We start from the raw sequence: 22,951 nt of genomic DNA on the forward strand, positions 1-22,951 counted from the left end.
TTCCGGTCGGGGACGGGTTCCGGGGAAGGGCGGGGGGCCGCTGCGGCCCTCCGTCCGGTCGGTCAGGTGAACTTCACGCCGTCCTGGCGCATGATCACCCACTGCTGCGCCACCGACAGCAGGTTGTTCCATGCCCAGTAGATCACCAGACCGGCCGGGAAGCTGGCCAGCATGAAGGTGAAGACGATGGGCAGGAAGGCGAAGATCTTCTGCTGCACCGGGTCGGGCGGTGCCGGGTTCATCTTCTGCTGCAGCCACATGGTGATGCCCATGATGATCGGCCAGGCGCCCAGCATCAGCAGCGCCGGCGGGTCCCAGGGGATCAGGCCGAACAGGTTGAAGATGGACGTCGGGTCGGGCGCCGCAAGATCGTGGATCCAGCCGTAGAACGGAGCGTGCCGCATCTCAATGGACACGAACAGCACCTTGTACAGCGCGAAGAACACCGGGATCTGCACCAGGATCGGCAGGCAGCCCGCCATCGGGTTGACCTTCTCGCGCTTGTAGAGCGCCATCAGTTCCTGGTTCATGCGGGGCTTGTCGTTTTCGAACTTCTCCCGCAGTTCCTGCATCTTGGGCTGCAGCTTCTTCATGCGGGCCATGGCGTGATAGGACTTGTTGGCCAGCGGGAAGAAGATCAGCTTGATGATGACGGTGAAGGCCAGGATCGCCAGTCCGAAGTTGCCCAGCAGCCCGGCCAGGACGTCCAGCGCGTAGAAGAACGGCTTGGTCAGGAAGTAGAACCAGCCGAAGTCGATGGCCAGGTCGAAGTTGGTGATGCCGTACTGCTCGGCGTAGGCGTCCAGCAGGCGCACCTGCTTGGCCCCGGCGAACAGGCGGGTGGTGTCCTCGGCGGTGGCGCCGGGGGCGACCTCGACCGCCTCACCCATCATGTCGACCTGGTAGCGGTCCTCGGTGCCGCGGCGGTTGTAGAGGAAGCGGGCCGTGGCGGACTCTGACTGGTCCGGCACCAGCGACACCAGCCAATACTTGTCGGTGATGCCGATCCAGCCGCCCGTGGTGTGGCGGGTGATGGTGCGGTCGTCGCGCAGGTCGGAGTAGTCCAGCTCCAGAAGCTTGCCGTCGAAGACGCCGAGCGGACCTTCGTGGAGGATGTAGAAGCCTTCGGTGCGCGGCGTGCCGTGGCGCGACGCCAGCCCGTAGGGCAGCAGGCGCACCGCCGTATCGCCGGTGTTGCGCACCCGCTGCACCACCGTGAACATGAAGTCGCGGTCGACGGAGATGGTGCGCTCGAACTCCAGACCCGCGCCGTTGTCCCACGTCATGGTCAGCGGCCGGTCCGGAGTGAGGGTGGCCTCACCCCGCACCGTCCATTCCGTGGTCGGCCCGGGGGCGGCGACGGCGCGGTCTTCCGGCACCCAGCCGAACTCGGCGAAATAGGCGTTGGGCGAGCCCTGCGGTGCCAGCAGCACGATCTCCGGGCTCGTCGGGTCCGGAGTCTCGTGGTAGCTGGCCAGCGTCAGGTCGTCGATGCGCCCGCCCACCAGGTTGACCGAGCCGTGCAGCGACGGCGTGTCGATTCGCACGCGCTGGCCGGCGGCGTGCTGCTCGGCGATGAGACGGGCGCGGTCGCGCGTGCCCTCCGGCGCCGTGGCACCGGGCGGAACGGTGACCGTCTGCTCGGTCTGCGCCTGCTGCTGCGCCAGCTGCGCCTGCCGCTGCTCCATCCGGGGCGCCTCGTAGAGGAGCTGGAAGCCGAGCAGGATGGCGATCGACAGCACGATCGCGAGAAGAAGGTTGCGTTGGTCGGTCATGGCTCCCCGAGTGTGTCCGTCGGGCCTTGCGTCAATGGGCCGTACCGGGCCGGCGGCGGCGGGGCCGGCCTAGTGGTGATGGTGCGCCGGCCCATGCGAGCCGCCGCACGTCCCGTGATCGTGGGATGCGCGGCCGTCGCGGGCGGCGGGCTGCCCCGGTTCGGGCACCGGGTCATAGCCCGACCCGCCCCAGGGATGGCAGCGCGACAGGCGCCGGATGGTCAGCCAGCTTCCCCGGATCGCGCCGTGCTTAGATAGCGCGTCCAGCGCGTAGTTGGAACAGGTGGGAAGATACCGGCAGGTCTGCCCGATGAACGGCGAGAGCGTCCACTGGTACAGGATGACCAGGGCGCGCAGGATGTGCGTCATCGGGCTGAGGCGCGGTGTGCTCATGGCCGGGGTTCCTCCGGGACCGTCTCCGGGCCGGGCGCGGGGTCGCGCCACAGGCCAAGGCGTTTGAGGCCGGTCCGCAGGTCGCCCAGCAGCTCCGGCCAGGGCCGGGTGGCGGTTTCCCGCCGCGCGACCAGGACGAAGTCGTGGCCGGGCGCCGCGTGGGCGGCCAGAACCTGCCTCGCCGCCTCGCGCAGGCGGCGGCGGGCGCGGTTGCGGACGACGGCGTTGCCGACCTTGCGGCTTGCCGTCAGCCCAATACGAAGCGGCGGCTCGCCGGGGGCGGGCCGCTGCCGGTCATCATGTCGGCGCACCTGCAGGATCAGGCCGGGGGCGACGTGCTTGCGGCGCGTCCCGGCCACGGCCAGGAACTCCGGCCGCCGCTTCAGGCGCCCGACCGCACGGTCCGGCGCCATCATCGCCTCCTCAGGCGCTCAGGACCTTCCGGCCCTTGGCGCGGCGGCGGGACAGGACCTTGCGGCCACCCACCGTGGCCATGCGGGCGCGGAAACCATGCCGGCGCTTGCGCACGATTTTGCTGGGCTGGTACGTGCGTTTCACGACACTTTACTCCGTCAGACAGATCGCGGGACAAAATGAGCCCCGCTGTATAGAGACACGGGGGGGCCGAGTCAACGCCAACCGGCGACCGGCCACCCCCTTTTGCACCCTTGCACCCGGAACACCGGGAGCGCAGTCCGGTTTCGCTTGAGGCGACCGGGATGGCAGGCGGGGTGATGATGGTCGGGCGTGCGGTGGCGCTCGCGGTGGCGACGGCATTTCTGATGGCGGCGGGGGCGCTTGCGCCGGCGGCGGCGCGCCAGCCCTTCTATGTGTCCACCACCGGCAACGACTCCTGGTCCGGCCTGGCGCCCGAGCTGAGCGGCGACGCCCGCGACGGCCCCTTCGCGACGCTCGCCCGCGCCGTTGCCGCGGCGGCGGCGGCGGGCGGGCGGACCATCCTGGTGCGCGGCGGCCTCTACCCGCTGGACCGGCCGGTCGAGTTGGGGCCCGACTCGTCGGGCCTGCGCATCGCCGCCTTCCCCGGCGAAACCCCGGTCCTGTCCGGCGGGGCGGTGGTGGGTGGCTTCGTGCCGGTGGACGGGGGACCGGCGGGGGACGGGGTGTTCGCCGCCCCCCTGGCCGCGGACCCCGGCCTGGACGTGGCGCTGGACGGCCGGCGCCTGCGGCCGGCGCAGAGCGGCACCGTCGATCCCGACGACCCGCTGCGCAGCGGCTGGTCGGTCGCCCGCGCCGTGCGCGGCGGCGCCGACCCGCAACGGCTGCGCTACACGCCGGGCGCCGTGGACCCGCGCCGCGCGGTGGCCGGCGTGCGCATCCAGGCGCTGGACCGCGACCGGCGCGGCGACGTGATCGCCGGCATCGCCCGGGTGGAGCCCGACGCCCACCGCCTGACCCTGGACCGTGCGGCGCCGTTCCCGTTGGCCGACGGCTCCACCTTCCGGCTGCTCGGCCATCCCGACTTCCTGCGGGCGCCCGGCGAATTCGCCTGGGACGGGCACACCGGCCGGCTGCTGGTCCGCCCGGCGGAGCCCGCCGCCTTCGCCCGCGCCGGCCGCGTCCGGGTGGCGCGGGTGGCGCCGCTGGTCCGCCTGAACGGGGCCACGGGGGTGACGCTGGAAGGGCTGGAGTTCGCCGACGTGCCGTACGACGGCACGGCCCTGGTGCTGGCCGGCGGCGGCGGCCACCGCGTGCTCGCCAACCGCTTCGTCGGCGTCGGCACCGCGGTGTCCGTCTCCGCGTCCGACGGCAACCTGGTGGCGGGCAACCGCGTGGAGCGGGCCGGCCGGTCCGGCATGATCGTGTCGGGCAGCGCGCAGGGCAACCGCATCACCGCCAACCGCCTGCGCGATGTGGGGGTGGTGTCGCTGTCCGGTGCCGCGGTGGCGGTCGAGGGGGCCGGCGGCACCGTGGTTGCCCACAACGAGATCGTCGGCACCGCCCGCCACGGCATCGCCCTGGTGGAGCGGCCGGACGCTCCGCCCAACCTCGGCACGGTCATCGCCTACAACCGCATCCGCGACACCGGCCGGCAGACGGCCGAAGCGGGCGCGGTGGCGGTGACCGACGGCGTCGGGGCCGAGGCCGGCACCATCATCCGCGGCAACGACATCCGCCACACCGGCGGCCTGGCGACCGACGCGGCCGGCCGCTGGCTGGACCGTCACCGCGGCTTCGGCGTGCTGCTGGCCGGCCCCGCCGACGGGGTGCTGGTGGAGCGCAACCTGTTTGTCGACACCGGCCCGGCCGCGGTGTTCATCCACGGCGGCGACCGCAATCGGGTGGAGAACAACGTCAGCGTCCTGACCCGGCCGGGCGACCGCTTCGTGCGCCTGGAGTGGCTGCCGTCGGCCGGGGTGGCCGGGTTCCTGCGCGACAACACCATCGTGCGCAACATCGTGCACGCCCGCGTGCCGGTGGAGCGGTACTGGGACAACATCACCGGCGGCGTCCCGGTGATGGAGGACAACGTGCTGGACCGCGCCGGCCGCGGCGGTCCGCCGGCCCCCTCCGCCGCAGCGGCGCGCACCCGCACCGGGCCGGCGTTGGCCAATCCCCACTTCGTCGATCCCGACGCCGGAGACTTCCGGCTGCGCCCCGATTCGCCGGCGCGTGCCCTGGGCATCGACGATCTGCCCCTGGCCCTGATGGGCCCGGAGGGCGCGCCGCGGCGCCCTTGAACCGGGTCCGCTCCCCCGCCGATAATGACGCATGCAGCAGGGGGGCGGTGGCATGACGACGGACGACGCGGACTGGCCGGCGGCGTTTCCGGCGCTGACGGAGCCGGAGTGCCTGGAACGCCTGCGCCGGGAGGCGCGGCCGGTGCGGCTGCCGCGCGGCACCGTGGTGTTCCGGCCGGGCCATCCGTGCAGCAGCTACCTCATGGTGGTGGACGGCGCCGTGCGGGTGCAGATGATCGGCGAATCCGGGCGCGAGATCGTCCTCTACCGCGTCCAGCGCGGCGAGACCTGCATCCTCACCACCGCCTGCCTGATGACAAGGGCCGGCTACAACGCCGAAGGCGTGGTGGAGACGGAGGTCACGGCCATGGCGCTCGATGCCCAGCCGTTCCATGACCTGCTGGCGCGGTCGGCGGCGTTCCGGGACTTCGTCTTCGCCTCGTTCGGGGCGCGCCTGACCGGGCTGATGATGCTGGTGGAGGAGGTGGCGTTCGGCCGCGTCGACCTGCGCCTGGCCCGCTTCCTGCTGGACCGCCGGGACGCCGCCGGCGGGCTCGACACCACCCACCAGGCGGTGGCGGTGGAACTGGGCACCGTGCGCGAGGTGGTGAGCCGCCAGCTCAAGGAGTTCGAGCGCCGCGGCCTGGTCGGCCTGACCCGAGGCCGCATTGCGGTGCACGACGCGGCGGCGCTGGAGCGGCTGGCGGCGCCGATCGGCTGATGCGGCACGATGCCGCAGTGTTCTTTTGCCGGTGAAGCAGTGTGACTTGGTCACAGACCACGGGGGCGGGCGGGCCTACAACCGGCGCACGTCCATTCCGCAAAGGAGCGTCCCCATGCCCACGAACCTCGGCGCCGTCGACCGCGCCCTGCGCGCCATCGTCGGCCTCATCCTGATCGCGCTGGTCTTCGTCGGCCCGCAGACCGCCTGGGGCTGGGTCGGCCTGGTGCCGCTGCTGACGGCGGTGATCGGCTTCTGCCCCGCCTACACCCTGATCGGCCTCAGGACCTGCCCGGTGTCGCGCGACAAGGAGGCGTGATCGCGGACCGAACACCGAAAAGCCCTTTCCCCGCCGGGGAAAGGGCTTTCTTTGTATCGGCGCGGTGCAGGATCTTCCGGCGCGTCAGCCGCGCGGGGCGTGCTTGTTGAGGATGCGCTGCAGGGTGCGGCGGTGCATCTTCAGGCGGCGCGCCGTTTCCGACACGTTGCGGTCGCACTGCTCGAACACGCGCTGGATGTGTTCCCAGCGCACGCGGTCGGCCGACATGGGGTTGTCCGGCGGCTCCGGCAGCGGCCGGCCGTCGGCCAGCAGCGCGGATTCCACGGCATCGGCGTCCGCGGGCTTGGGCAGGTAATCGACCGCCCCCGCCTTCACCGCGGCGACCGCCGTGGCGATGTTGCCATATCCGGTCAGCATGACGATCCGCGCGTCGGGGCGCGCGTCGCGCAGGCACTTCACCACATCCAGGCCGCTGCCGTCGGCCAGCCGCAGGTCGACGACCGCGAAGGCCGGTGCCGATTCCTGCGCCACCTCGACGCCGAGCGCGACACTGTCCACCGCCACAACGTTGAAACCGCGCTTTTCCATCGCCCGGGCCAGGCGAATGCGAAACGGGGCGTCGTCGTCGACAATGAGCAGGCTGCGGGTCACGTCCCCGTTGAACGTCAGGTTCGGGGTTTCACCCGCGGGACTCTCGTCCGTGACCATCGCACTATCCATCCCTAGTCCTTCGGTTCTAGGATCGTACGCTTCCAGCGTACGACAACTCGTGCACCGCCGCCACGATTATTGCTATAGCCAACCGTCGCGCCGGCCTTCTCCAGCAGGGTCTGTGCAATGAAGATGCCCAACCCCATGTGGCCGCCCCGATCGCCCCGCGTCGAAATGTACGGTTCGCCGATGCGGCTGAGCACAGTCGGCGGGAAACCGGGGCCGTCGTCCATGATCGAGATCATGGCGGAGCCGGAATCCCACTCAACCGTCACGGTCACCCGCCGTTCGGCGAACTGATAGGCGTTCTGGATGAAGTTGCCGAGCCCGTGGAGAACCTCAGGGCTGCGCCGCACCACCGGCTCGTCGCCGGCGGGCGGGTCGGGGCGCTCGATCACCAGATCGATTCCGCCCACGTGGTGGGGGGCGGCCGCCTCCTCGATGACCGCGGTCAGGGGCATGCGCTCGAACGGGTCGCCGCCGTCGGCTTCCGGCTTGCGGGCGAGGTCGGCCAGGATCTCGCGGCAGCGCATGACCTGGCTCTGCAACAGGGCGACGTCCTCGACGAAGGGGCTGTCGGGCGGCAGCTCGCGCGACAGCTCCTTGGCGACCACGGCGATGGTGCCGAGCGGCGATCCCAGCTCGTGCGCCGCCGCCGCCGCCAGGGCCCCCAGCGCGCCCAGCCGCTGTTCGCGCGACAGCGCCACCTGGGTGGCCGCCAGGGCGTCGGCGTAGCGGCGCGCCTCGTCGGCGACGCGGAACACGTAGGCGGCGATGAACACCGAGGAGACCGACAGCGACAGCCAGATGCCGAAGGCGTACAGGGGGGCCAGCGCCGGCAGGGTTTCCGGCCAGGGCAGGGGGAACTGCCACAGGGCCAGCACCGTCAGGCACACCAGGCTGAGGCCGGTCAGCAGCACCACCGAGTAGCGGGACAGGATGGCCGCCGCCACCGTCATGGGCGCCAGGATCAGGATGGCGAAGGGGTTGGACAGCCCGCCCGTGAGGTAGAGCAGCAGCGAAAGCTGCAGCATGTCGTAGGCGAGGTAGAGAGCGGCGTCGCGGTCGGCCAGACGCAGCCGCCCGCCCCGCTGGGCCATGGCCACGAGGTTGAGCAGCACCGAGGCGCCGATGGCCGCCAGCACCGGCCCCAGCGGCAGGTCGAAGCCCAGCCCGAACTGCACCACGACGACGGTGGTGAGCTGGCCCAGCACGGCGATCCAGCGGATCAGGATCAGCGTGCGCAGGGTGATCCGCCCGTCGCGCGCCGACCACATGGCGGGTGACAGGGGCAGCGGCGCGGAATCCGCGGACGGGGCGGAGGGATCGGCGGACGCGTCGGCAAGGCTCATCGGGGCGGCAATCCTGGGGCGCTGGACATGGACCGGGGCGCAGGGCGGCGCGCGGCCCTGCATTCAGTGGGGATATGGACGACTATGCCATCAAGGGTCTCGGTATGACCAAGCGATTCGGCGCGGATGGCGCCGGATGCGTCAGGGCTGTCCGTCCGTCCCGCCGCTGCCGCCGGCCGCCGTCGGGCCGTTGCGCGTGAGGGCGGCGAGATGACCCAGCAACGCGACGGCCATGTCCGCGGTCAGGCGTTCCGGGCGCAGCACCGGGCTTGCGCAGAAGCGCTGGCAGGCGGCGCGGGTGGCCGGATCGGCGCCCATGAACAGCATCGACCAGTCCGGGAACACGCGCTCCGCATCGGGGATGAAGGCGATGATGGTGACATCACGGTGGCGGGGGTCGGCGGCGATGCGGGTGAACAGACGGTTGAGCGCCGCTCGCCGGCCTTCCAGAATCTGCAGAAAGTGGCGGTCGGTAAGGCACAGCGCGCCCGTGACGCCGATGCGGCGGTTGTTGTCGCGCGATCGCATCAGGATCGCCTTCAGGCCGGCGCGCGTCAGGCGCTCGCTGATGGTGCTGTAGTAGATCAGGCGGCACGGTTCATCCTCGGCGGCGATTCCGCCGGTGAATGCCGGGCCGGCTGCCGGTTCCGCAGTCGCGACCATCCGTCCCCCGTCCCTCTCCGTCGCCGGTTGCCATCGGACCGCCGGATTCGTACATCCTCCCCGGCTGGATTGCACGCGCCTGAAATGATAGCGTCCTGGTCCGATCCCTTTTCGAGCCCCGGTTGCCATGAAGCTGTCCGAGATCGCCGCCGCCCTCGACGCCCGCTGTGAGGGTGACGGCACCATCGAGATTCACCGCGCCGTCCACCCCGCCGAAGCGGAAGGGGACGGCGACCTGGCCCTTGCCATGGACAAGGATCTGGTCGGCCTGCTTGCCGGCACCCGGGCGCGCGCCGCCGTGGTGGCCGAGGGCGCGGAGGTGCCGGAAGGGCTGGCCGGGGTGATCCGGGTCAAGCGGCCGCGCTACGCCATGGCCGGTCTGCTCGACGTGTTCGAGCGGCCGGTGCACGCCGAGGCGGGCATCCACCCGTCCGCCTTCGTCGCCCCCGACGCCGAGCTGGGGGAGGGCGTGTCGGTGGGCGCCTTCGTCTACGTCGGGCCGCGGGCCGCGGTGGGCGCGGGCACCATCCTGATGCCCCACGTTACCGTGGGCGCCGGGGCGCGCATCGGGCGCGACGGGCTTCTGCACCCCGGCGTGCGCATCGGCGAACGGGTGGAACTGGGCGAGCGCTGCATCATCCAGCCCAACGCCGCCGTGGGCAACGACGGCTTCAGCTTCGTGACGCCGGAGCCGGGCAGCGTCGAGACCGCCAAGGCCACCGGCAAGGTGGGGGCGACCAACGTGCTGATCCGCCGCGTCAACTCCATCGGCACGGTGATCGTCGGCGACGACGTGGAGATCGGTGCCGGCGCCTGCATCGACCGCGGCACCGTCACGGCGACCCGCATCGGCAGCGGCACCAAGATCGACAACCTCGTGCAGATCGGCCACAACGTGCAGGTGGGCACCAACTGCATGCTGTGCGGCCAGGTGGGCATCGCCGGTTCGGTGGTGGTGGGCGACCGGGTGGTGATGGCCGGCAAAGTCGGCATCGCCGACCACGTCACCATCGGCAGCGACGTGGTCATCGCCGCCTATTCCGGGGTCGGCACGGACATCCCCGCCAAATCGGTCTACATGGGCATCCCTGCCATGCCGCGCTCTCAGGCCTTCTCCCAGTACAAGAGCCTGGCCCGGCTGAAGCGCCTGTTCGCCGACGTGGCCGACCTGAAGGCGCGGCTCACGCCCGGCACCGGCGCCTGAGCGCGCCGGGCTGGCGGCACGGGCATCGTCTCGTATGTAAGACGTATTGGCCCGGATGACGGGTTTCGACTGATATGTGAGACGTCCATGCTGGACCTGCTGACGGTGGGGTAGCGCATCGCCGAGCGGCGGCGCGAGAAGGGGCTGACGCAGCCGGCGCTGGCGCAACGGGCCGGCGTCAGCCGCGCGACCATCGCGGCGCTGGAAACCGGAGCGGCGCGCGAACTCGGCTTCAACAAGGTGGCGATGATCCTGGCCGCCCTTGATCTCGACCTGCGCATCGCCACGGCGAACCGCGGGCGCCCCACGTTCGAGGAACTGCGGAACGAGGACCGGCTCGGTGATCGGCGTCCGGAGTGACGGGCCGGCGGCCGGCGTTCCCGACCGGGACGGGCGGCGTGGGCCGACGGTGTGCGCACCGCCCCGGGGTTCGACGCGCCGTCGGTTCCGGAGACGCGGGGGACGCCGTAGACCGCCGCCCTCATTCGGCACCGGCGCCGAACACCTCGTCCCACGCGGCCATCAGGGCGGAGTCGACATCGGGCATGGTGACGAGGTGGCCCAGCGCCACCATCGACGTCACGCCGTGCCGGCTGATGCCGCACGGCACGATGCCGGAGAAGTGGGACAGGTCCGGCTCCACGTTCAGCGCCACGCCGTGGTAGGTGACCCAGCGGCGCACGCGCACGCCGATGGCGGCGATCTTGTCCTCCTGACCCTTCAGGCCGCCGTAGGGGCCCTTGTCGACCCAGATGCCGACGCGGCCTTCGCGCCGCTCTCCCTTGATGTTGAAGGCGGCCAGCGTGCGGATCAGCCATTCCTCCAGGGCGCAGACGAAGGCGCGCACGTCACCGCCCCGCGCCTTCAGGTCCAGCATGACGTAGGCCACCCGCTGGCCCGGTCCGTGGTAGGTGAACTGGCCGCCGCGGCCGGTGCGGTAGACCGGGAAGCGGCCGGGGTCGAGCAGGTCGGCGTCGTCGGCGCTGGTGCCGGCGGTGTAGAGGGGCGGGTGCTCCAGCAGCCAGACCAGCTCCGGTGCGGTGCCGGCGCGGATGGCGGCGACCCGCTCCTCCATGACGGCGATGGCCTCGGGGTAGGGGACCGGTTCGTCGCTGATGCGCCATTCGACGGCGCTGCCGGCCGCGGCGGGGGAGGGTTGGGAATGCGTCACTTTTTTTCCTGAGGATGCGATTGCACGGCTTGATCCGGTGCGCGGACTCTGGTATTCCCCCGCTCCACGCCGGACGCAAGCCCAAACGGGCTCCGGATGGACTACCAGCCCTGCGGTCGTGGCGGAATTGGTAGACGCGCAGCGTTGAGGTCGCTGTGGCCGAAAGGCCGTGGAAGTTCGAGTCTTCTCGACCGCACCATCTCCTTCGGGAGATCTCCCTGGTAAGCAAAGCGCCCGATGCCGGCCCCTTCGGGGGCCGGTGGCGTTTCGGGGTCCCGTCAGCGCACGAAGACGTACTGGTCCAGGGACACGCGCCGCATGGTCTGGACCAGGCCGGGCGGGGCGTTGACCACGGTGACGCTGCCTTTGGCATCGCGGCAGCGGTTGGCCAGCACGAACAGCATGCCGATGGCGGTGGAATCCAGAAAGGTCAGATAGCGGCAGTCCAGCCGGACGTCGGGGTGCGCCGCGAAATCCCAGGCGGCCAGCAACTCATGGAACTTGGCGCTGTCGTCATAGGTGAAGCGGCCGGACAGCAGGATGCCGTCGGCTCCGTCCACCTCGGTGAAGGCGTACTCCATCGTCTCCGCTCCGCGGGCATCGGCGGATCATCGGACCATGAAAGCGTCGGCGTGGCAAGCCGGCTCCGCGGAGGCTGGACAAAGCCGGGGCACGCCTATATTCCGTGGGCGCCCCGGCCCTCGTCCCCGGTTTCGGAGGCATGCAGCCTCACCCCACGCACAGCCGCAGGAGGAACGGACGATGCATACGCCCGATCCGACCGAGCCGCGGGTCCCCTCCGCGCCGCCTCCCGGCAACGGGGAGGCGCCTCCCGCCCGCGGGCAGCCGGTGCGGGCGGAGGAGGAGGACGAGCGTCCCTACGGCGTCGATCCCGAGTTCGTGGAGGAGATCTGCGAACTGCTGCGCGCCGGCAAGCGCGACGCGGTGCGCGCGCTGCTGGACGACCTGCACGCCGCCGACATCGCCGACCTGCTGGAGCAGACCGGTGCGGAGGAGCGCGAACAGCTTGTCGGTATCCTGCGGCCGGGCTTCGACGCGGAGGTGCTGTCGCACCTCAACACGGACCTGCGCGAGGAGGTGGTCGACCTTTTCGAGCCGGGGGAACTGGCCGCCGCCGTCGCCGAGCTGGACACCGACGACGCCGTCGACCTGATCGAGGACCTGGACGAGGACCAGCAGCGCGAGATCCTCGAAAACCTGCCGGCCGATACTCGCGCGCTGGTGGAAGAGAACCTCACCTATGAGGAATACACCGCCGGGCGCCTGATGCAGCGCGACCTGGTGGCGGTGCCGCAGTTCTGGACGGTGGGGCGCACCATCGACCATCTGCGCGCCTCGGGCGACGACCTGCCGGAGGACTTCTATTCCATCTTCGTCGTCGACCCCCTGCACCGGGTGATCGGGGCGGTGCCCCTGTCGCGGGTCCTGCGCCATAAGCGCGCGGTGCCCATCTCCGATCTGACCACGGACGATCTCCACGCGATTCCCGCCACCATGGACCAGGAGGAGGTGGCGAACCTGTTCCGCCAGTACGCCCTGGTCTCCGCCCCCGTGGTCGACGCCCGCGGCCGGCTGCTCGGCGTCATCACCGTCGACGACGTGGTGCACATCATCGACGAGGAGGCGGAGGACGACTTCCTCAAGCTGGGCGGCGTCGGCGAGGCCGGCATCTACCGCACGGCCCTCGACACCGCGCGCACCCGCATCTCCTGGCTGGGGCTGAACGTGGTGACCGCATTCGTTGCGGCGGCGGTGATCGGCCTGTTCGAGGCGACCATCGCACAGATCGTGGCGCTGGCCGTGCTGATGCCCATCGTCGCCTCCATGGGCGGCAACGCCGGCACCCAGGCGCTGACGGTGGCGGTGCGCGCCCTGGCCACCCGCGAGCTATCCGAATCCAACGCCATGCGGGTGGTCGGCAAGGAGATGCTGGTGGCCATCCTGAACGGCGTGGTCTTCGCCGTCCTGGTCGGTACGGTCGCCGGCCTGTGGTTCGCGCCGGAAATCGGCGCCGTCATCGCCGCCGCCATGGTCATCAACCTGTTCGTCGCCGGCCTGAGCGGGGTGCTGATCCCGCTGGGGCTGAACCGGCTGGGCGTCGATCCCGCGGTGGCGAGCAGCGTGTTCCTCACCACCCTGACCGACATCGTCGGCTTCTTCGCCTTCCTCGGCCTTGCGACCATTTTCCTGCTGTGATCGTCCATCCCCTTCGGAGACACCGCCCGTGACCCGCTTCGAACCGCGCGATCCCGCCTGGGAGGCGCGCTGCCGCGCCGCCTTCGATGCCCAGCCCATCGTCCGCACCCTCGGCATCGTGATGGTGCGGCTGGAGCCGGGTCTGTGCGAGATGCGCCTGCCCTTCAACCCGGATTTCACCCAGCAGCACGGCTTCTTCCATGCCGGCATGGTCAGCACGCTGGCCGACAACGCCGGGGGCTTCGCCGCCTATTCCCTGATGCCGGCGGGCAGCGAGGTGCTGGCCGTGGAGTTCAAGATCAACCTGATGGCGCCGGCCAGGGGGGAGGTCATGATCGCCCGCGGCCGCGTGCTGAAGCCCGGCCGCACCCTGACCATCACGACGGTGGAGGTGGCGATGCTGGACGGCGGAGCGGAGAAGGACGTGGCGATCATGCAGCAGACCTGCATGGCCCTGTCCGGCGGTGCCGGCGATCGGTGATCGCCGCGAACTCTGCTACGAAAGATGGTACCCGAACGGGCAGGAGGGGAGTAGACTGGTTTCCGCTCCGCACCGGCCGTCGGACGCGCCCGGCATACACCCGTACGGCTTCGCTAAGGCTCTGGTTTGATTGAAACACGGTGTCGAAGCTGAAATTTTAATGCAATGCATTATGACTTGCGTTTCGTTCGTTGCCACGACCATTTTAGGGGGCGCTCCGACGAAGGGCAGGGGCGCGCGTTCGGGCGAAGGGAGGGGGCGATGTGGCGTACGGTTGTGTTCGGCGCGAGTCTGTTGGCGCTTATGGCCACCGCTCCGGCCCATGCGGGCGGCCGTATGAACGAAACCATCGAATCGCCCGGCCTGTTTGACAATTTCATGTGGCACCGGATCGAGCAGGTGAATGAATCGCCGTCGCTCGCCCGCTACCTCATCAACGAATGCGTGATCGCCAGTGTCGGCGCCATGGCCATCACCGCCATCGTGACCGGGCCTGTGGCTCCGGCCGCGGCCATGGCCCTGGGGACCGCCGGGCCCGGCCTGACCCTGCTGGAGATCGGCGTCATCGGCTGCGGCGGCGGCATTGCCGCGGGTGTGGCGTCGGTCAGCGCCCAGTGGGCGTGGGAGGAGCAGGACTACATCCGCGACGTGGCCGAGGTCCAGATTGCGGGCATGATCGACCAGTACAATCAGGCGTCGGCCGATCTCGGCAACCGCGTCGCGCAGGTGTGGAGCGACCCGGTCGCCGCCGTGCAGACGACGGTGGCGGCCGTGGCCGACGGTGCGGCGTCGCTGCTGGGCCAGGGCGGTCAGGCGGCGGGGTCCGCGGTGCAGGTCGCGGCGGCCACCATGTCCGGCTGGTGGTTCGGCCAGAACCGCGGTGTCGACGATTTCGTCACCTACGAAACCGCGAGCATCGCCGGCCTGGCGAACGGCACCATCGCCGTCCACTGATCCGAAGGCACCATCGCCGCCTGCCGCTTTGTCCCGTTTCACGGCCGTCGTCCGCGCCCCCCGTCCGATCCCGGCGGGGGGCGCGTCCGTGTCTACAGGTTCAGGCCGCGCACGAAATCGGCCAGCGCCCGGCGGGCCGCCTCCGCCTCGCGGCGGGCGTCGGCAAGGCCGGCGGTGAGGGACTCCAGGCGGGTTTCCTGTTCGCCCATCTTGTCCAGCGTGCGCCGGTAGAGATCGCTGTCGCGGGGCAGTGCGGCCAGGTTGGTGCGCAGACGCTCCTGGTCCTTCAGGACGTCGACCTGTTCGCGTTCCACCTCGGCGATGCGCCGCTGCCGGTCCGCCAGGGTGGAGCGCAGGGCGGCGACCCGGTCCAGCGCCTCCCGCAGCGGCGGTGCCAGGGCTTCGGCGTCGGCATAGGCGGCGACCTGTTCGGGCACCAGGTCGATCAGGGCGACCCGCTCCACCCGCGGGTGGCGCAGCACCACCGTCAGCGACGCCGTGCCGCCCGCCGCCACGCTGACGGGGAGGCGGTAGGAGTCCGCGGTCACCGCCGGTTCCGGGCCGGCGGGTTCCGCCAGGTCCCAGCCGGGGCGGCGGGGATGCTCGACGATCACCGTGCGCGGCGCGCCGGCGGCGGCGGCGATGGTGTAGGTGGTGGTCTGGCGCTCCTCCACCGTCAGGGTGAGCACGCCGTCGACGATGGCGGCGCGGGTCAGCGTGCGGCTCGGGCGGTCGGCGCGGTCGACGGTCACCGTGCGGTCCAGGGCAAAGCTCAGCAGCCGCTCCTCCCCGGCCGGCATGGCCGACAGGCGGGCGTCACCGACGTAGGCGACGGCGGCGTCGGCACCGCCCCGCTCGTACAGGGTCAGCACGCCGGGGGGCAGGCCGCTGCCGGTGTCGTTCGCCACACGCACGGCGGCCAGCGGGTGGCGGGCGTGGGTGTCCGGCCGGTACAGGCCGACCGCGGCGGCGGGCACGGGGCGGGCGACGACGGGCAGCATCAGCGACTGGCCGGCCGCCACCGTCACCGGTTGCGGGTAGCGGAACACCACTTGCGTGGCGGCGTCGCGGGCCTCGGCCGTGGTGAGGGCGGCCGGCTGCGACGGTGCCGGCGCCGGCGCCGGCGGCATCGACTCGGCGCGCGGACCGGCCCGCATCATCGACGAGCGGGCGGCGTCCGCCTCGTCCGCCGCTCCCCCCTTGGCCCGCTGCGGCACCGCCGCCATGGGCACCGCCCCTTCGTCGGGGGAGGGCAGGACACGGCCCGGCACCTCCACCGGCACCTCCGGCCGGTCCACGTAGTAAGATTCGTACAGGGCCTGGCGGAAGGTCACGGGGCTGCCGGACACCACCGTGAGGTCCACGGCGTTCCAGTCGACGCCGCTCATGTTCTCCAGCACCGCCCAGCCCTGCAGGGCGCCTGCGCCGTCTCCCTCCGGCGGCAGGGTCAGGCGGTAGGACGTCTTCCACAGCGGCGCCTCGACCACATAGCCCACGCGCACCGTCCGCGGCGCGTCGCCGCCGGTCGTGCGGATGCTCAGACGCCGGCGCTCCCGGCCGCCGTGCTCGGCAAGCGCGGCCAGGGCTCCGTCCACCTGCGCCTGAAGGGCGGGATCGGCGAAGCGCAGCGACTCGGTGTCCTCCAGCACGAGCTGGCGCAGGCCCGCCGCCGTCATCAGCGTGATGCGGTGACGGGTCAGGGTGCCGCGGCCGTCGGGCAACTCCACCGTATCCTCGTTGACGCTGAGCAGGCGGCCGGTGACCTCCCGCGCCCCGGTGACGCGCACCTCGGCGCCGCGCAGGGCGGTCAGCAGGGCGGCCGGCGATTCCAGCGCCGCCGCGTCGAACGGCAGCTCGCGGAACGCCTGCGCCAGTGGCGCCTCGCCGGGCAGGGCGATGGTGCCGACGCCGCCGGCGTCGTCGTAGACGACGATGCTCTTCAGCACGTCGTCCACCTGGTCGCGCCGGACGTCCAGCGTCAGGGTGGCGTCGCCGCTCACCGTGGCCTCGTACTCGAAATAGCCCACGCCGCCGGTCGACAGCAGGACGCGCCGGAGGTCCAGCCCGTCCGCCCCCCGGGCGGGGATGGCGACCAGCAGCAGGGCCAGGGCTGCGGCGGGCGGTGCGGCGGTGCGGTGCAGGCTGTAGGGCATGAAGCGCTCTCCCGGATGTCGATCGCCCGATCAGCCCTAGCGGCGAAATCGGGAAACATTGCGGCGAACCGCGGACGCGAACGGGTACCCGCCCTGCGGTCGTTCGGCCCATGCAATCTTTCAAATTGTCCCGCGGGCGTGGTGTGCCATTCTGCGACGGTGCCCCGGCGGGGGCGGACACACCGGAGGGGACGGGCGCATGGCACGCACACTCATCTCGTCGGGATCGGAGTTCGAGAGGGTCGCCGGCTACTCCCGCGCCGTCGTCGACGGGCGGTGGGTGTTCGTGTCGGGCACCACCGGCTTCGACTACGCCGCCGGCACCATCGCCGGGGACGTGGTGGAGCAGACCCACCAGACCTTCCGGAACATCGCCGCGGCCCTCCATGAGGCCGGTGCCGGCTTCGCCGACGTGGTGCGGGTGCGGGTGTTCCTGACCGCGGCCGAGGATTTTGCGCGCATCGCACCGGTGCTGGGGGAGTACCTGGGGGAGGCGCGCCCGGCCAACACCACCGTGGTTTGCCCGCTGATCGACCCGCGCATGAAGATCGAGATTGAGGTGACGGCGCGCCGGCGCGCCGGCGGCCGGACGAAAAAATCCCCTCCCCGCTGACGCGGGGAGGGGCGGCAAGGGGAGGCAACCGGTCACCCACCGGTGGCCTCGGGGAATGGGTTCGGAGCGGTCAGCGGCCCATGAGCGCCCGGGCCGAGTCGAGATGGCGGCGCGCCTCGTTCAGAGTGGCGCGGTGGCGGGCCATCGCCTCGCGGACGGGCAAGCCGGTGTCATACACGCGCATCTGGTTCAGGATCTCATCGGCCCGGTCGAGAAGGGCGATCCGTTGCAGGCAGTGGTCGAGAGCGTTCATCCCTGATCCCCGGCGAGTCGTCACGGCGTTGCGCCGCTTGGTCCATTCGCGGCGCCGAGCCGCTTCCGATGGGCCGATTAGAGCGCCCTTTCATGTCCCGATGATGTCGGTTGCGGGGGGATTTGGTTTCACGCGTGACGTTTTCCGTTTCATCCCGCACACCCTTCCGCAGCGGCACGGGGGTGTGTTACAAGGTTGTAACCGGCGGTGCGGAACGCCTTTTGTCGGTTCGCGACATCGTATAAAGCAGGCGTCGGGACGATCGGGGTTGGGGGAGCCGGCAATGCACATCCTTGCGGTGGACGACGACGAACCGATACGAGAGCTTCTCGATTCCTATCTGTCATCGGAGGGGTACCGCGTCACCACCGCGCCCGACACCGCCTCGGCCCGCAAGGCGCTGGACGGCGATCCCGTCGACCTGGTCGTTTGCGATCTGCGCCTGCCGGATGGCGACGGGCTGGGGCTGGTCCGCCAGATCCGCACGGAATCACACATTCCCGTCATCATCCTGTCGTCCAAGGACCAGGACGTGGACCGCATCGTCGGGCTTGAGCTGGGCGCCGACGATTATCTGACCAAGCCCTTCAACCCGCGCGAACTGCTGGCCCGCATCAAGGCGGTGCTGCGCCGTGTTTCCGGCGAGGGACGGCCCGCCCGCAGCGCCGACGACCTGCGCGCCGTGGTGCAGTTCGCCACCTGGGAACTGGACCTCACAGCCCAGCGCCTGCGCAACCAGGACGGCCGCGAAGTGGAGCTGACCAAGGCGGAGTTCGGGCTGCTCGCCGCCTTCGTGAAACGCCCGCAGCGGGTGCTGACCCGCGACCAGCTTCTCGATCTCACGCGGGCCGACGGGGCGGAGGTGTTCGACCGCTCCATCGACGTGCTGATCCTGCGGCTGCGCCGCAAGATCGAGGCCAATCCCAGGGAACCGCGCATCATCAAGACGGAACGCGGTGCCGGCTACGTCTTCGACGCCAAGGTGCGGGCGATCTGAGGCGGCTCCGGCCCGATCAAGGGGGGAGAGACAGCGCATGGCCGACCCGATCGACTTCTATTTCGATTTCGCCTCGCCCTACGGCTACTTCGCCAGCCTGCAGATCGACGAACTGGCGGCGCGCCACGGCCGTGCGGTGACCTGGCGGCCCATCCTGCTGGGCGCCGTCTTCAAGGTCACGGGCATGAAGCCGAACCTGGAGCAGCCCCTGCGCGGGGAGTATCTGACCCACGACGCCGGCCGCATTGCCCGGTTGCTGGGCTGCCCCTTCCGCTTTCCCGACGTCATGCCGGTGAACGCCGTCAACCCGTCGCGCGCCGTCTGGTGGCTGATGGAGCGCAGCGAGGCGCAGGCCAGGCGGCTGGCAGCCGCCCTCTACCACGCCCACTGGGGGGAGGGCCGCGACATCAGCCGGCCCGACGTGGTGGCGGAGGTTGCCGCGGCCAACGGCCACGACGCCGCCGGGGTGACCGCCGCCCTGCAGGACCCGGCGGTCAAGGACCGTCTGCGCACGGAGGTGGACGCGGCGGTGTCCCGCGGCGTCTTCGGGTCACCCTTCGTCATGGTCGACGACGAGCCGTTCTGGGGCTGGGACCGCCTGCCGATGGTGGAGCGCTGGCTGGAAACCGGCGGCTGGTGACCGCCGGCCCCGGCGTGAGGCGGCGGGAGGTGCGTCAGGCGTAGTGCCGCCCGAAGCGGTTGGCGAGGAAATCCGCGAGGTCGGCGTCCTCCTGGCGGACGAAGCCGGCCTGCGGCAGCTTGCCGTCGCGCAGCAGGTCGACCATGGCGCAGACGCCGGCGGCCGTGGTGATCTGGATGGCGCTCCACGGCGTGCCGCCGATCCGGGCGTTGTAGATCTTGCGGGCGAAGCTCTCCTGCATCAGGCGCCCGTCCTGCTGGCCGCTGACCGACACGAACACCAGCACCACGTCCTGCTTGGTCATGGGCACCGCGTTCTCCAGCACGTCCTTGAACAGGTCGCGCCGCTCGCACAGGCGCAGGTCGCGGGCCAGGAACTTCACGTGGTCGCGGTGGCCGGGGTAGCGCACGGTCTTGTAATTCAGCGTGTGCACCCGGCCGGCCAGGGTGGAGCACAGGGTGCCGAGCCCGCCGGAGGTGTTGAACGCCTCGTACTCCACCCCGTCCAGCGAGAAGGTCTCCAGTTCCTGCAACGGCAGGACCTCGCGGAGTTCGCCTTCGTGGATCGCCTCGCAGGGGTTGCAGTACTCGTTGATGAGCCCGTCCGTGCTCCAGGTCAGGTTGTATTTCAGCGCGTTGTTGGGATAGAGCGGCAGGGCGCCGACGCGCATGTGGACGTCGCGCAGGGTCTCGAAGCGTTTCGCGAGGTCGGCGGCGACGATGGACACGAAGCCGGGGGCCAGACCGCATTGGGGAACGAAGGCGGTGTCGGCGCCCTCGGCGATGGCGCGCACACGGCGGGTCGTCTCCACGTCCTCGGTCAGATCGAAATAGTGCGCGCCGGCAGCGCGGGCGGCCTCGGCCACCGCGGCGTTGAGGTAGTAGGGCAGGGCGGAGATCACCACGGCGTGGCCCGCCAGGGCGTCTGCCAGGGCGGCGGGATCGGCGACGTCCAGGACGAGCCGGCGCGCCTCGTCCCGGGCGACGTGGCGCAGGCCGGCCTCGTCGCGGTCGGCGACGGTGACCGTGTACTCCCCGGTTGCGTGCAGCAGATGGCAGATCATGCTGCCGATCTTGCCGGCCCCGAGCAGCAGGACGTTGGTCATCGCAGCACCTTTCCATCCGGAGAGTTCGTTCCGATCTTTCAGGGTGGGAACGCAAGCCGGGCTTGTCCAGTCTCGACCGGACGGCCCCTTGGGGGGACCGCCTTCGGGAGGTACGGTCCGCCGTCCCGTCCGTCACACCAGGAGCACCGCATGCCGCACACCTTCGTTCCCTTCGCCGTCACCGTCTGCGGGCTGGACGAGCTGCAGGGCCACTGCGCGACCGGGGTCAGCCACGTGCTGTCCATTCTCGACCCCGACCATCCCGAGCCGACCGCTTTCGGCGCCTACGGCGAACACGAGCGGCTGGAATTGCGATTCCACGACGTGGTCAACGTGGAGGGGAGCATGCAGGCCCCGACGCCGGCCGACGTGGAGCGGGTGTTGGCCTTCGGCCGCGACCTGCTGGCCGAGCCGGCGGGCTGCGGACACCTGCTGGTCCATTGCCACGCCGGCGTCTCGCGCTCCACCGCGGCGCTGACCATGATCCTGGCTCAGGCCCGCCCGGAGCGGCCGGCCGCCGACGCCATGGCCGCCGTCGTGTCGATCCGCGATCGGGCCTGGCCGAACCTGCTGATGATCGAGTACGCCGACGAGATGCTGGGGCGCGGCGGCGACCTCGTCGCCGCGGTGCGGGCGCGCCACCGGGCCTATGCCGCGCAAAGGCCGGAGATGGTCCGCTTCATGCTCGACAATGGTCGGGGGCGTGAGGTGGAGGGGCTATACTGAGGTATCGGGTCGAACTAATGTCTTCCGCAAGGACCCGTGTTCGGGGTACGCCGGAGGCTGAAGGGACGGGGGCGGATGGCTCGTCATGTCGACGGACGCTTGTCATGGGACGGGGAGTGTGTCGCCGTTGCGTGCTCCGGCGTCCCTGCGGCTGCGGTCCACCGTTGCCTGGCTGGGCGCCGGCTTCGTTTCCGCCATTCTGGCGATCGGCCTCGCCTGGCTTTGGCACACCCATCGTCTGACTCTTGAGGCGGCCGAGCGCAAGGCCGCCACCATGGCGATCCTGCTGGCCGAGCACACGGCCCGCAGCTTCGACGTGGTGGACCGGGCCCTGGCCGCCGCCGCCGACGGTTATCAGAGAACGGGCGTGGCGTCGGGCCCGACCGGCGATGCGCTGACGGAGCGGCTGCGGCGCATCCGTGACGGATCGCCGGTTCTGCTGGGGCTTGCCATCGTCAACGCGCAAGGGGAGGCCGTCGCCTCCTTGGTCGGCGATGCCCTGTCCGGGTTCGACGCCACCGGACGCGACTATTTCGAGGCGCAGCGGCAGGCCGGGGCCGGCCTCTACATCGGCCCGCCTGGGGTGTCCCGGGTCACCGGCCAGTGGATTCTCACCGTGTCGCGGCGGATCACCGGACCGGACGGCGCCTTCGGCGGGATCGCCTTCGCGGCGGTGGACCCATCGTATTTCACGGGGCTGTACCGGTCGATCGACCCTGGATCATCGCGGACGGTGGCGCTGTTGCGCACCGACGGCCGGCTGCTGGCCCGTGACCCCCGGCCGCCGCCCGAGGGGAATGAGGCAGGCGACGGGGAACGGCGGATCATGGCGTACGCCTCGGTGCCCGGCCTGCCGCTGGTGGTGGCGGTCGGGCTGGGGAGCGACGACGCCCTGGCCCTCTGGCACGGCGATGCCCCGGCGGTGGCGGTGCCCATGGTGCTGCTGGCCCTGCTGGCGGCGGGGCTGGGCGCCCTCGCCGTGTCGCAGGCGGACCGCGTCGAGCGCCAGGGGCTGGAACTGGCCGCCGCCCGCGCCCGGTCGGATGCGGCGAACCGGGCACTGGCGCGGGCCAACGCGACGCTGCGGGCCGGCAACGCCGAAATGAACGCCTTCACGACCCTGGTGTCGCATGACCTGCGGGCGCCGCTGGCCAGCGCCCGCGGTTTTGCCGGCGAGTTGCGCATTGCCGTCGACGCCGTGCGCCCGGTGGTGGCCGAACTGCTGGCGGATCGGCCGGAGCAGGCCCGCCACCGGGCGCTGGCGGCGCTGGACGCCGAAATTCCCGAGGCGCTCGATTACATCGAAACGTCACTTGAAAAGATGGACGGACGGGTGTCCGCGATCCTGAAGCTGGCGCGGGTCGGCCGGCTGGAGCTGAGCCCGGCCCCGGTCAACACCGGCTATCTGGTGCGCGAACTGGGCCGTTCGATCGCCTACCAGCTCTCGCGCGGCGGCGGCGAGATGACGGTCGGTGACCTGCCGGTGGTGATCAGCGACCGCACGGCCCTGGAGGAGATCTTCGCCAACCTGCTGGACAACGCCGTCAAGTACCTGGTTCCCGGCCGACCCGGCCGCATCGCGGTGACGGCCGAGCGCGACGGCCGGACCGTCGTCTTCCGGATCAGCGACAACGGCTGCGGCATCAGCCCGGAGAACCGGGAGCGCATCTTCGGCCTTTTCCAGCGCGGCGGGGAGGCCGACCGGCCGGGCGACGGCATCGGGCTTGCCTACACCCGCGCGCTGGCCCGCCGGCTGGGCGGTGACATCGACTGCACGTCGGAGCCGGGCGAGGGCTCCGTCTTCACCGTGACCGTCGTCGAGCCGGCGGACCCTGCCTGACCG

General features: G+C 71.1%; 25 protein-coding genes and 1 tRNA gene. 14 read left to right on the forward strand and 12 right to left on the reverse strand.

Annotated features, from left to right (window positions below):
* Positions 1-62: 62 nt before the first annotated feature.
* From yidC to rpmH, 4 genes are all read right to left on the reverse strand, one after another.
* A complete protein-coding gene (gene yidC / locus G472_RS0128145) occupies positions 63-1,775 on the reverse strand; it encodes a membrane protein insertase YidC (protein ID WP_029011061.1) in 1,713 nt (570 codons plus the stop codon).
* Positions 1,776-1,844: 69 nt separating this feature from the next.
* A complete protein-coding gene (yidD, locus tag G472_RS0128150; protein WP_029011062.1) occupies positions 1,845-2,168 on the reverse strand; it encodes a membrane protein insertion efficiency factor YidD in 324 nt (107 codons plus the stop codon).
* Positions 2,165-2,581 carry a ribonuclease P protein component gene (gene rnpA, locus G472_RS0128155; protein WP_342667968.1) on the reverse strand — a complete coding sequence of 139 codons (417 nt, stop codon included), beginning with the start codon at positions 2,579-2,581 and terminating at the stop codon, positions 2,165-2,167. Before rnpA ends, yidD begins: the two co-directional genes overlap by 4 nt.
* Positions 2,582-2,591: 10 nt before the next feature.
* Entirely contained in the window at positions 2,592-2,726 is a 135-nt protein-coding gene (rpmH, locus tag G472_RS0128160) for a 50S ribosomal protein L34 (protein WP_029011064.1), read from the reverse strand.
* Between the two features lie 161 nt (positions 2,727-2,887).
* Between rpmH and G472_RS36140 the strand changes: the two genes are divergently transcribed.
* The 3 genes from G472_RS36140 (at position 2,888) to G472_RS0128175 (ending at position 5,907) form a co-directional block, all read left to right on the forward strand.
* Positions 2,888-4,867: a right-handed parallel beta-helix repeat-containing protein gene (locus G472_RS36140; protein ID WP_084536956.1), complete on the forward strand. Its 1,980-nt coding sequence runs from the start codon at positions 2,888-2,890 to the stop codon at positions 4,865-4,867.
* Between the two features lie 52 nt (positions 4,868-4,919).
* A complete protein-coding gene (locus tag G472_RS0128170) occupies positions 4,920-5,588 on the forward strand; it encodes a Crp/Fnr family transcriptional regulator (RefSeq protein ID WP_029011065.1) in 669 nt (222 codons plus the stop codon).
* Positions 5,589-5,703: 115 nt separating this feature from the next.
* Entirely contained in the window at positions 5,704-5,907 is a 204-nt protein-coding gene (locus G472_RS0128175; RefSeq protein WP_029011066.1) for a YgaP family membrane protein, read from the forward strand.
* An 84-nt stretch (positions 5,908-5,991) separates the two neighbouring features.
* Here G472_RS0128175 and G472_RS0128180 read toward each other — a convergent pair whose 3' ends face one another.
* The 3 genes from G472_RS0128180 to G472_RS37695 all read right to left on the reverse strand — a co-directional run bounded on the left by G472_RS0128180 (position 5,992) and on the right by G472_RS37695 (position 8,594).
* Positions 5,992-6,588 (reverse strand): ActR/PrrA/RegA family redox response regulator transcription factor, encoded by a 597-nt coding sequence (locus G472_RS0128180; RefSeq protein ID WP_245593612.1) that lies wholly within the window; start codon positions 6,586-6,588, stop codon positions 5,992-5,994.
* A 2-nt stretch (positions 6,589-6,590) separates the two neighbouring features.
* Positions 6,591-7,931 carry an ActS/PrrB/RegB family redox-sensitive histidine kinase gene (locus G472_RS0128185; protein ID WP_029011068.1) on the reverse strand — a complete coding sequence of 447 codons (1,341 nt, stop codon included), beginning with the start codon at positions 7,929-7,931 and terminating at the stop codon, positions 6,591-6,593.
* A gap of 141 nt (positions 7,932-8,072) precedes the next feature.
* Positions 8,073-8,594, reverse strand: a complete 522-nt coding sequence (locus G472_RS37695) for a BLUF domain-containing protein (protein WP_051341475.1) — start codon at positions 8,592-8,594, stop codon at positions 8,073-8,075.
* Between the two features lie 127 nt (positions 8,595-8,721).
* Here G472_RS37695 and lpxD point away from each other — a divergent pair, with 127 nt between their 5' ends.
* Entirely contained in the window at positions 8,722-9,798 is a 1,077-nt protein-coding gene (gene lpxD / locus G472_RS0128195) for a UDP-3-O-(3-hydroxymyristoyl)glucosamine N-acyltransferase (protein ID WP_035694008.1), read from the forward strand.
* Between the two features lie 117 nt (positions 9,799-9,915).
* Entirely contained in the window at positions 9,916-10,158 is a 243-nt protein-coding gene (locus tag G472_RS40725) for a helix-turn-helix domain-containing protein (protein ID WP_084536957.1), read from the forward strand.
* A gap of 121 nt (positions 10,159-10,279) precedes the next feature.
* On the opposite strand, the gene lipB is transcribed toward G472_RS40725, so the two are convergent.
* Positions 10,280-10,969, reverse strand: coding sequence for a lipoyl(octanoyl) transferase LipB (lipB, locus tag G472_RS0128205; RefSeq protein WP_051341477.1), 690 nt, complete (start codon positions 10,967-10,969; stop codon positions 10,280-10,282).
* A gap of 112 nt (positions 10,970-11,081) precedes the next feature.
* Between lipB and G472_RS0128210 the strand changes: the two genes are divergently transcribed.
* Positions 11,082-11,168, forward strand: a tRNA-Leu gene (locus tag G472_RS0128210).
* A gap of 79 nt (positions 11,169-11,247) precedes the next feature.
* Here the strand turns inward: G472_RS0128210 and G472_RS0128215 are convergent.
* On the reverse strand, positions 11,248-11,550 hold the full coding sequence (locus G472_RS0128215; RefSeq protein ID WP_029011071.1) for an STAS domain-containing protein: 303 nt from the start codon (positions 11,548-11,550) through the stop codon (positions 11,248-11,250).
* A 181-nt stretch (positions 11,551-11,731) separates the two neighbouring features.
* Between G472_RS0128215 and mgtE the strand changes: the two genes are divergently transcribed.
* From mgtE to G472_RS0128230, 3 genes are all read left to right on the forward strand, one after another.
* Positions 11,732-13,186, forward strand: a complete 1,455-nt coding sequence (gene mgtE, locus G472_RS36150; RefSeq protein WP_051341479.1) for a magnesium transporter — start codon at positions 11,732-11,734, stop codon at positions 13,184-13,186.
* Positions 13,187-13,214: 28 nt separating this feature from the next.
* Positions 13,215-13,667 (forward strand): PaaI family thioesterase, encoded by a 453-nt coding sequence (locus tag G472_RS0128225; RefSeq protein WP_029011072.1) that lies wholly within the window; start codon positions 13,215-13,217, stop codon positions 13,665-13,667.
* Positions 13,668-13,928: 261 nt separating this feature from the next.
* Positions 13,929-14,621, forward strand: a complete 693-nt coding sequence (locus G472_RS0128230) for a hypothetical protein (RefSeq protein WP_156927287.1) — start codon at positions 13,929-13,931, stop codon at positions 14,619-14,621.
* A 92-nt stretch (positions 14,622-14,713) separates the two neighbouring features.
* Here the strand turns inward: G472_RS0128230 and G472_RS0128235 are convergent, their stop codons facing one another.
* Positions 14,714-16,774, reverse strand: a complete 2,061-nt coding sequence (locus G472_RS0128235) for a DUF4139 domain-containing protein (protein WP_035694010.1) — start codon at positions 16,772-16,774, stop codon at positions 14,714-14,716.
* A gap of 199 nt (positions 16,775-16,973) precedes the next feature.
* Here G472_RS0128235 and G472_RS0128240 point away from each other — a divergent pair, with 199 nt between their 5' ends.
* Positions 16,974-17,387: a RidA family protein gene (locus G472_RS0128240; protein ID WP_029011075.1), complete on the forward strand. Its 414-nt coding sequence runs from the start codon at positions 16,974-16,976 to the stop codon at positions 17,385-17,387.
* A gap of 70 nt (positions 17,388-17,457) precedes the next feature.
* On the opposite strand, the gene G472_RS0128245 is transcribed toward G472_RS0128240, so the two are convergent.
* Positions 17,458-17,640, reverse strand: a complete 183-nt coding sequence (locus G472_RS0128245; protein ID WP_029011076.1) for a hypothetical protein — start codon at positions 17,638-17,640, stop codon at positions 17,458-17,460.
* A 283-nt stretch (positions 17,641-17,923) separates the two neighbouring features.
* Here G472_RS0128245 and G472_RS0128250 point away from each other — a divergent pair, with 283 nt between their 5' ends.
* Together G472_RS0128250 and G472_RS0128255 are read left to right on the forward strand one after the other, a co-directional pair.
* The gene (locus G472_RS0128250) at positions 17,924-18,637 is read left to right on the forward strand and encodes a response regulator (RefSeq protein WP_029011077.1); all 714 of its coding nucleotides are present in this window, start codon (positions 17,924-17,926) and stop codon (positions 18,635-18,637) included.
* A gap of 37 nt (positions 18,638-18,674) precedes the next feature.
* The gene (locus G472_RS0128255; RefSeq protein ID WP_029011078.1) at positions 18,675-19,277 is read left to right on the forward strand and encodes a 2-hydroxychromene-2-carboxylate isomerase; all 603 of its coding nucleotides are present in this window, start codon (positions 18,675-18,677) and stop codon (positions 19,275-19,277) included.
* A gap of 34 nt (positions 19,278-19,311) precedes the next feature.
* On the opposite strand, the gene G472_RS0128260 is transcribed toward G472_RS0128255, so the two are convergent.
* Positions 19,312-20,382, reverse strand: coding sequence for a saccharopine dehydrogenase family protein (locus tag G472_RS0128260; RefSeq protein ID WP_029011079.1), 1,071 nt, complete (start codon positions 20,380-20,382; stop codon positions 19,312-19,314).
* Positions 20,383-20,532: 150 nt separating this feature from the next.
* Here G472_RS0128260 and G472_RS0128265 point away from each other — a divergent pair, with 150 nt between their 5' ends.
* Together G472_RS0128265 and G472_RS37700 are read left to right on the forward strand one after the other, a co-directional pair.
* Positions 20,533-21,108, forward strand: a complete 576-nt coding sequence (locus tag G472_RS0128265; RefSeq protein ID WP_029011080.1) for a tyrosine phosphatase family protein — start codon at positions 20,533-20,535, stop codon at positions 21,106-21,108.
* Between the two features lie 118 nt (positions 21,109-21,226).
* A complete protein-coding gene (locus G472_RS37700; RefSeq protein ID WP_169732862.1) occupies positions 21,227-22,948 on the forward strand; it encodes a sensor histidine kinase in 1,722 nt (573 codons plus the stop codon).
* The last annotated feature ends 3 nt before the right edge of the window (positions 22,949-22,951 follow it).

It is taken from the genome of Azospirillum halopraeferens DSM 3675, from assembly GCF_000429625.1.
Taxonomy (GTDB): Bacteria; Pseudomonadota; Alphaproteobacteria; order Azospirillales; family Azospirillaceae; genus Azospirillum; species Azospirillum halopraeferens.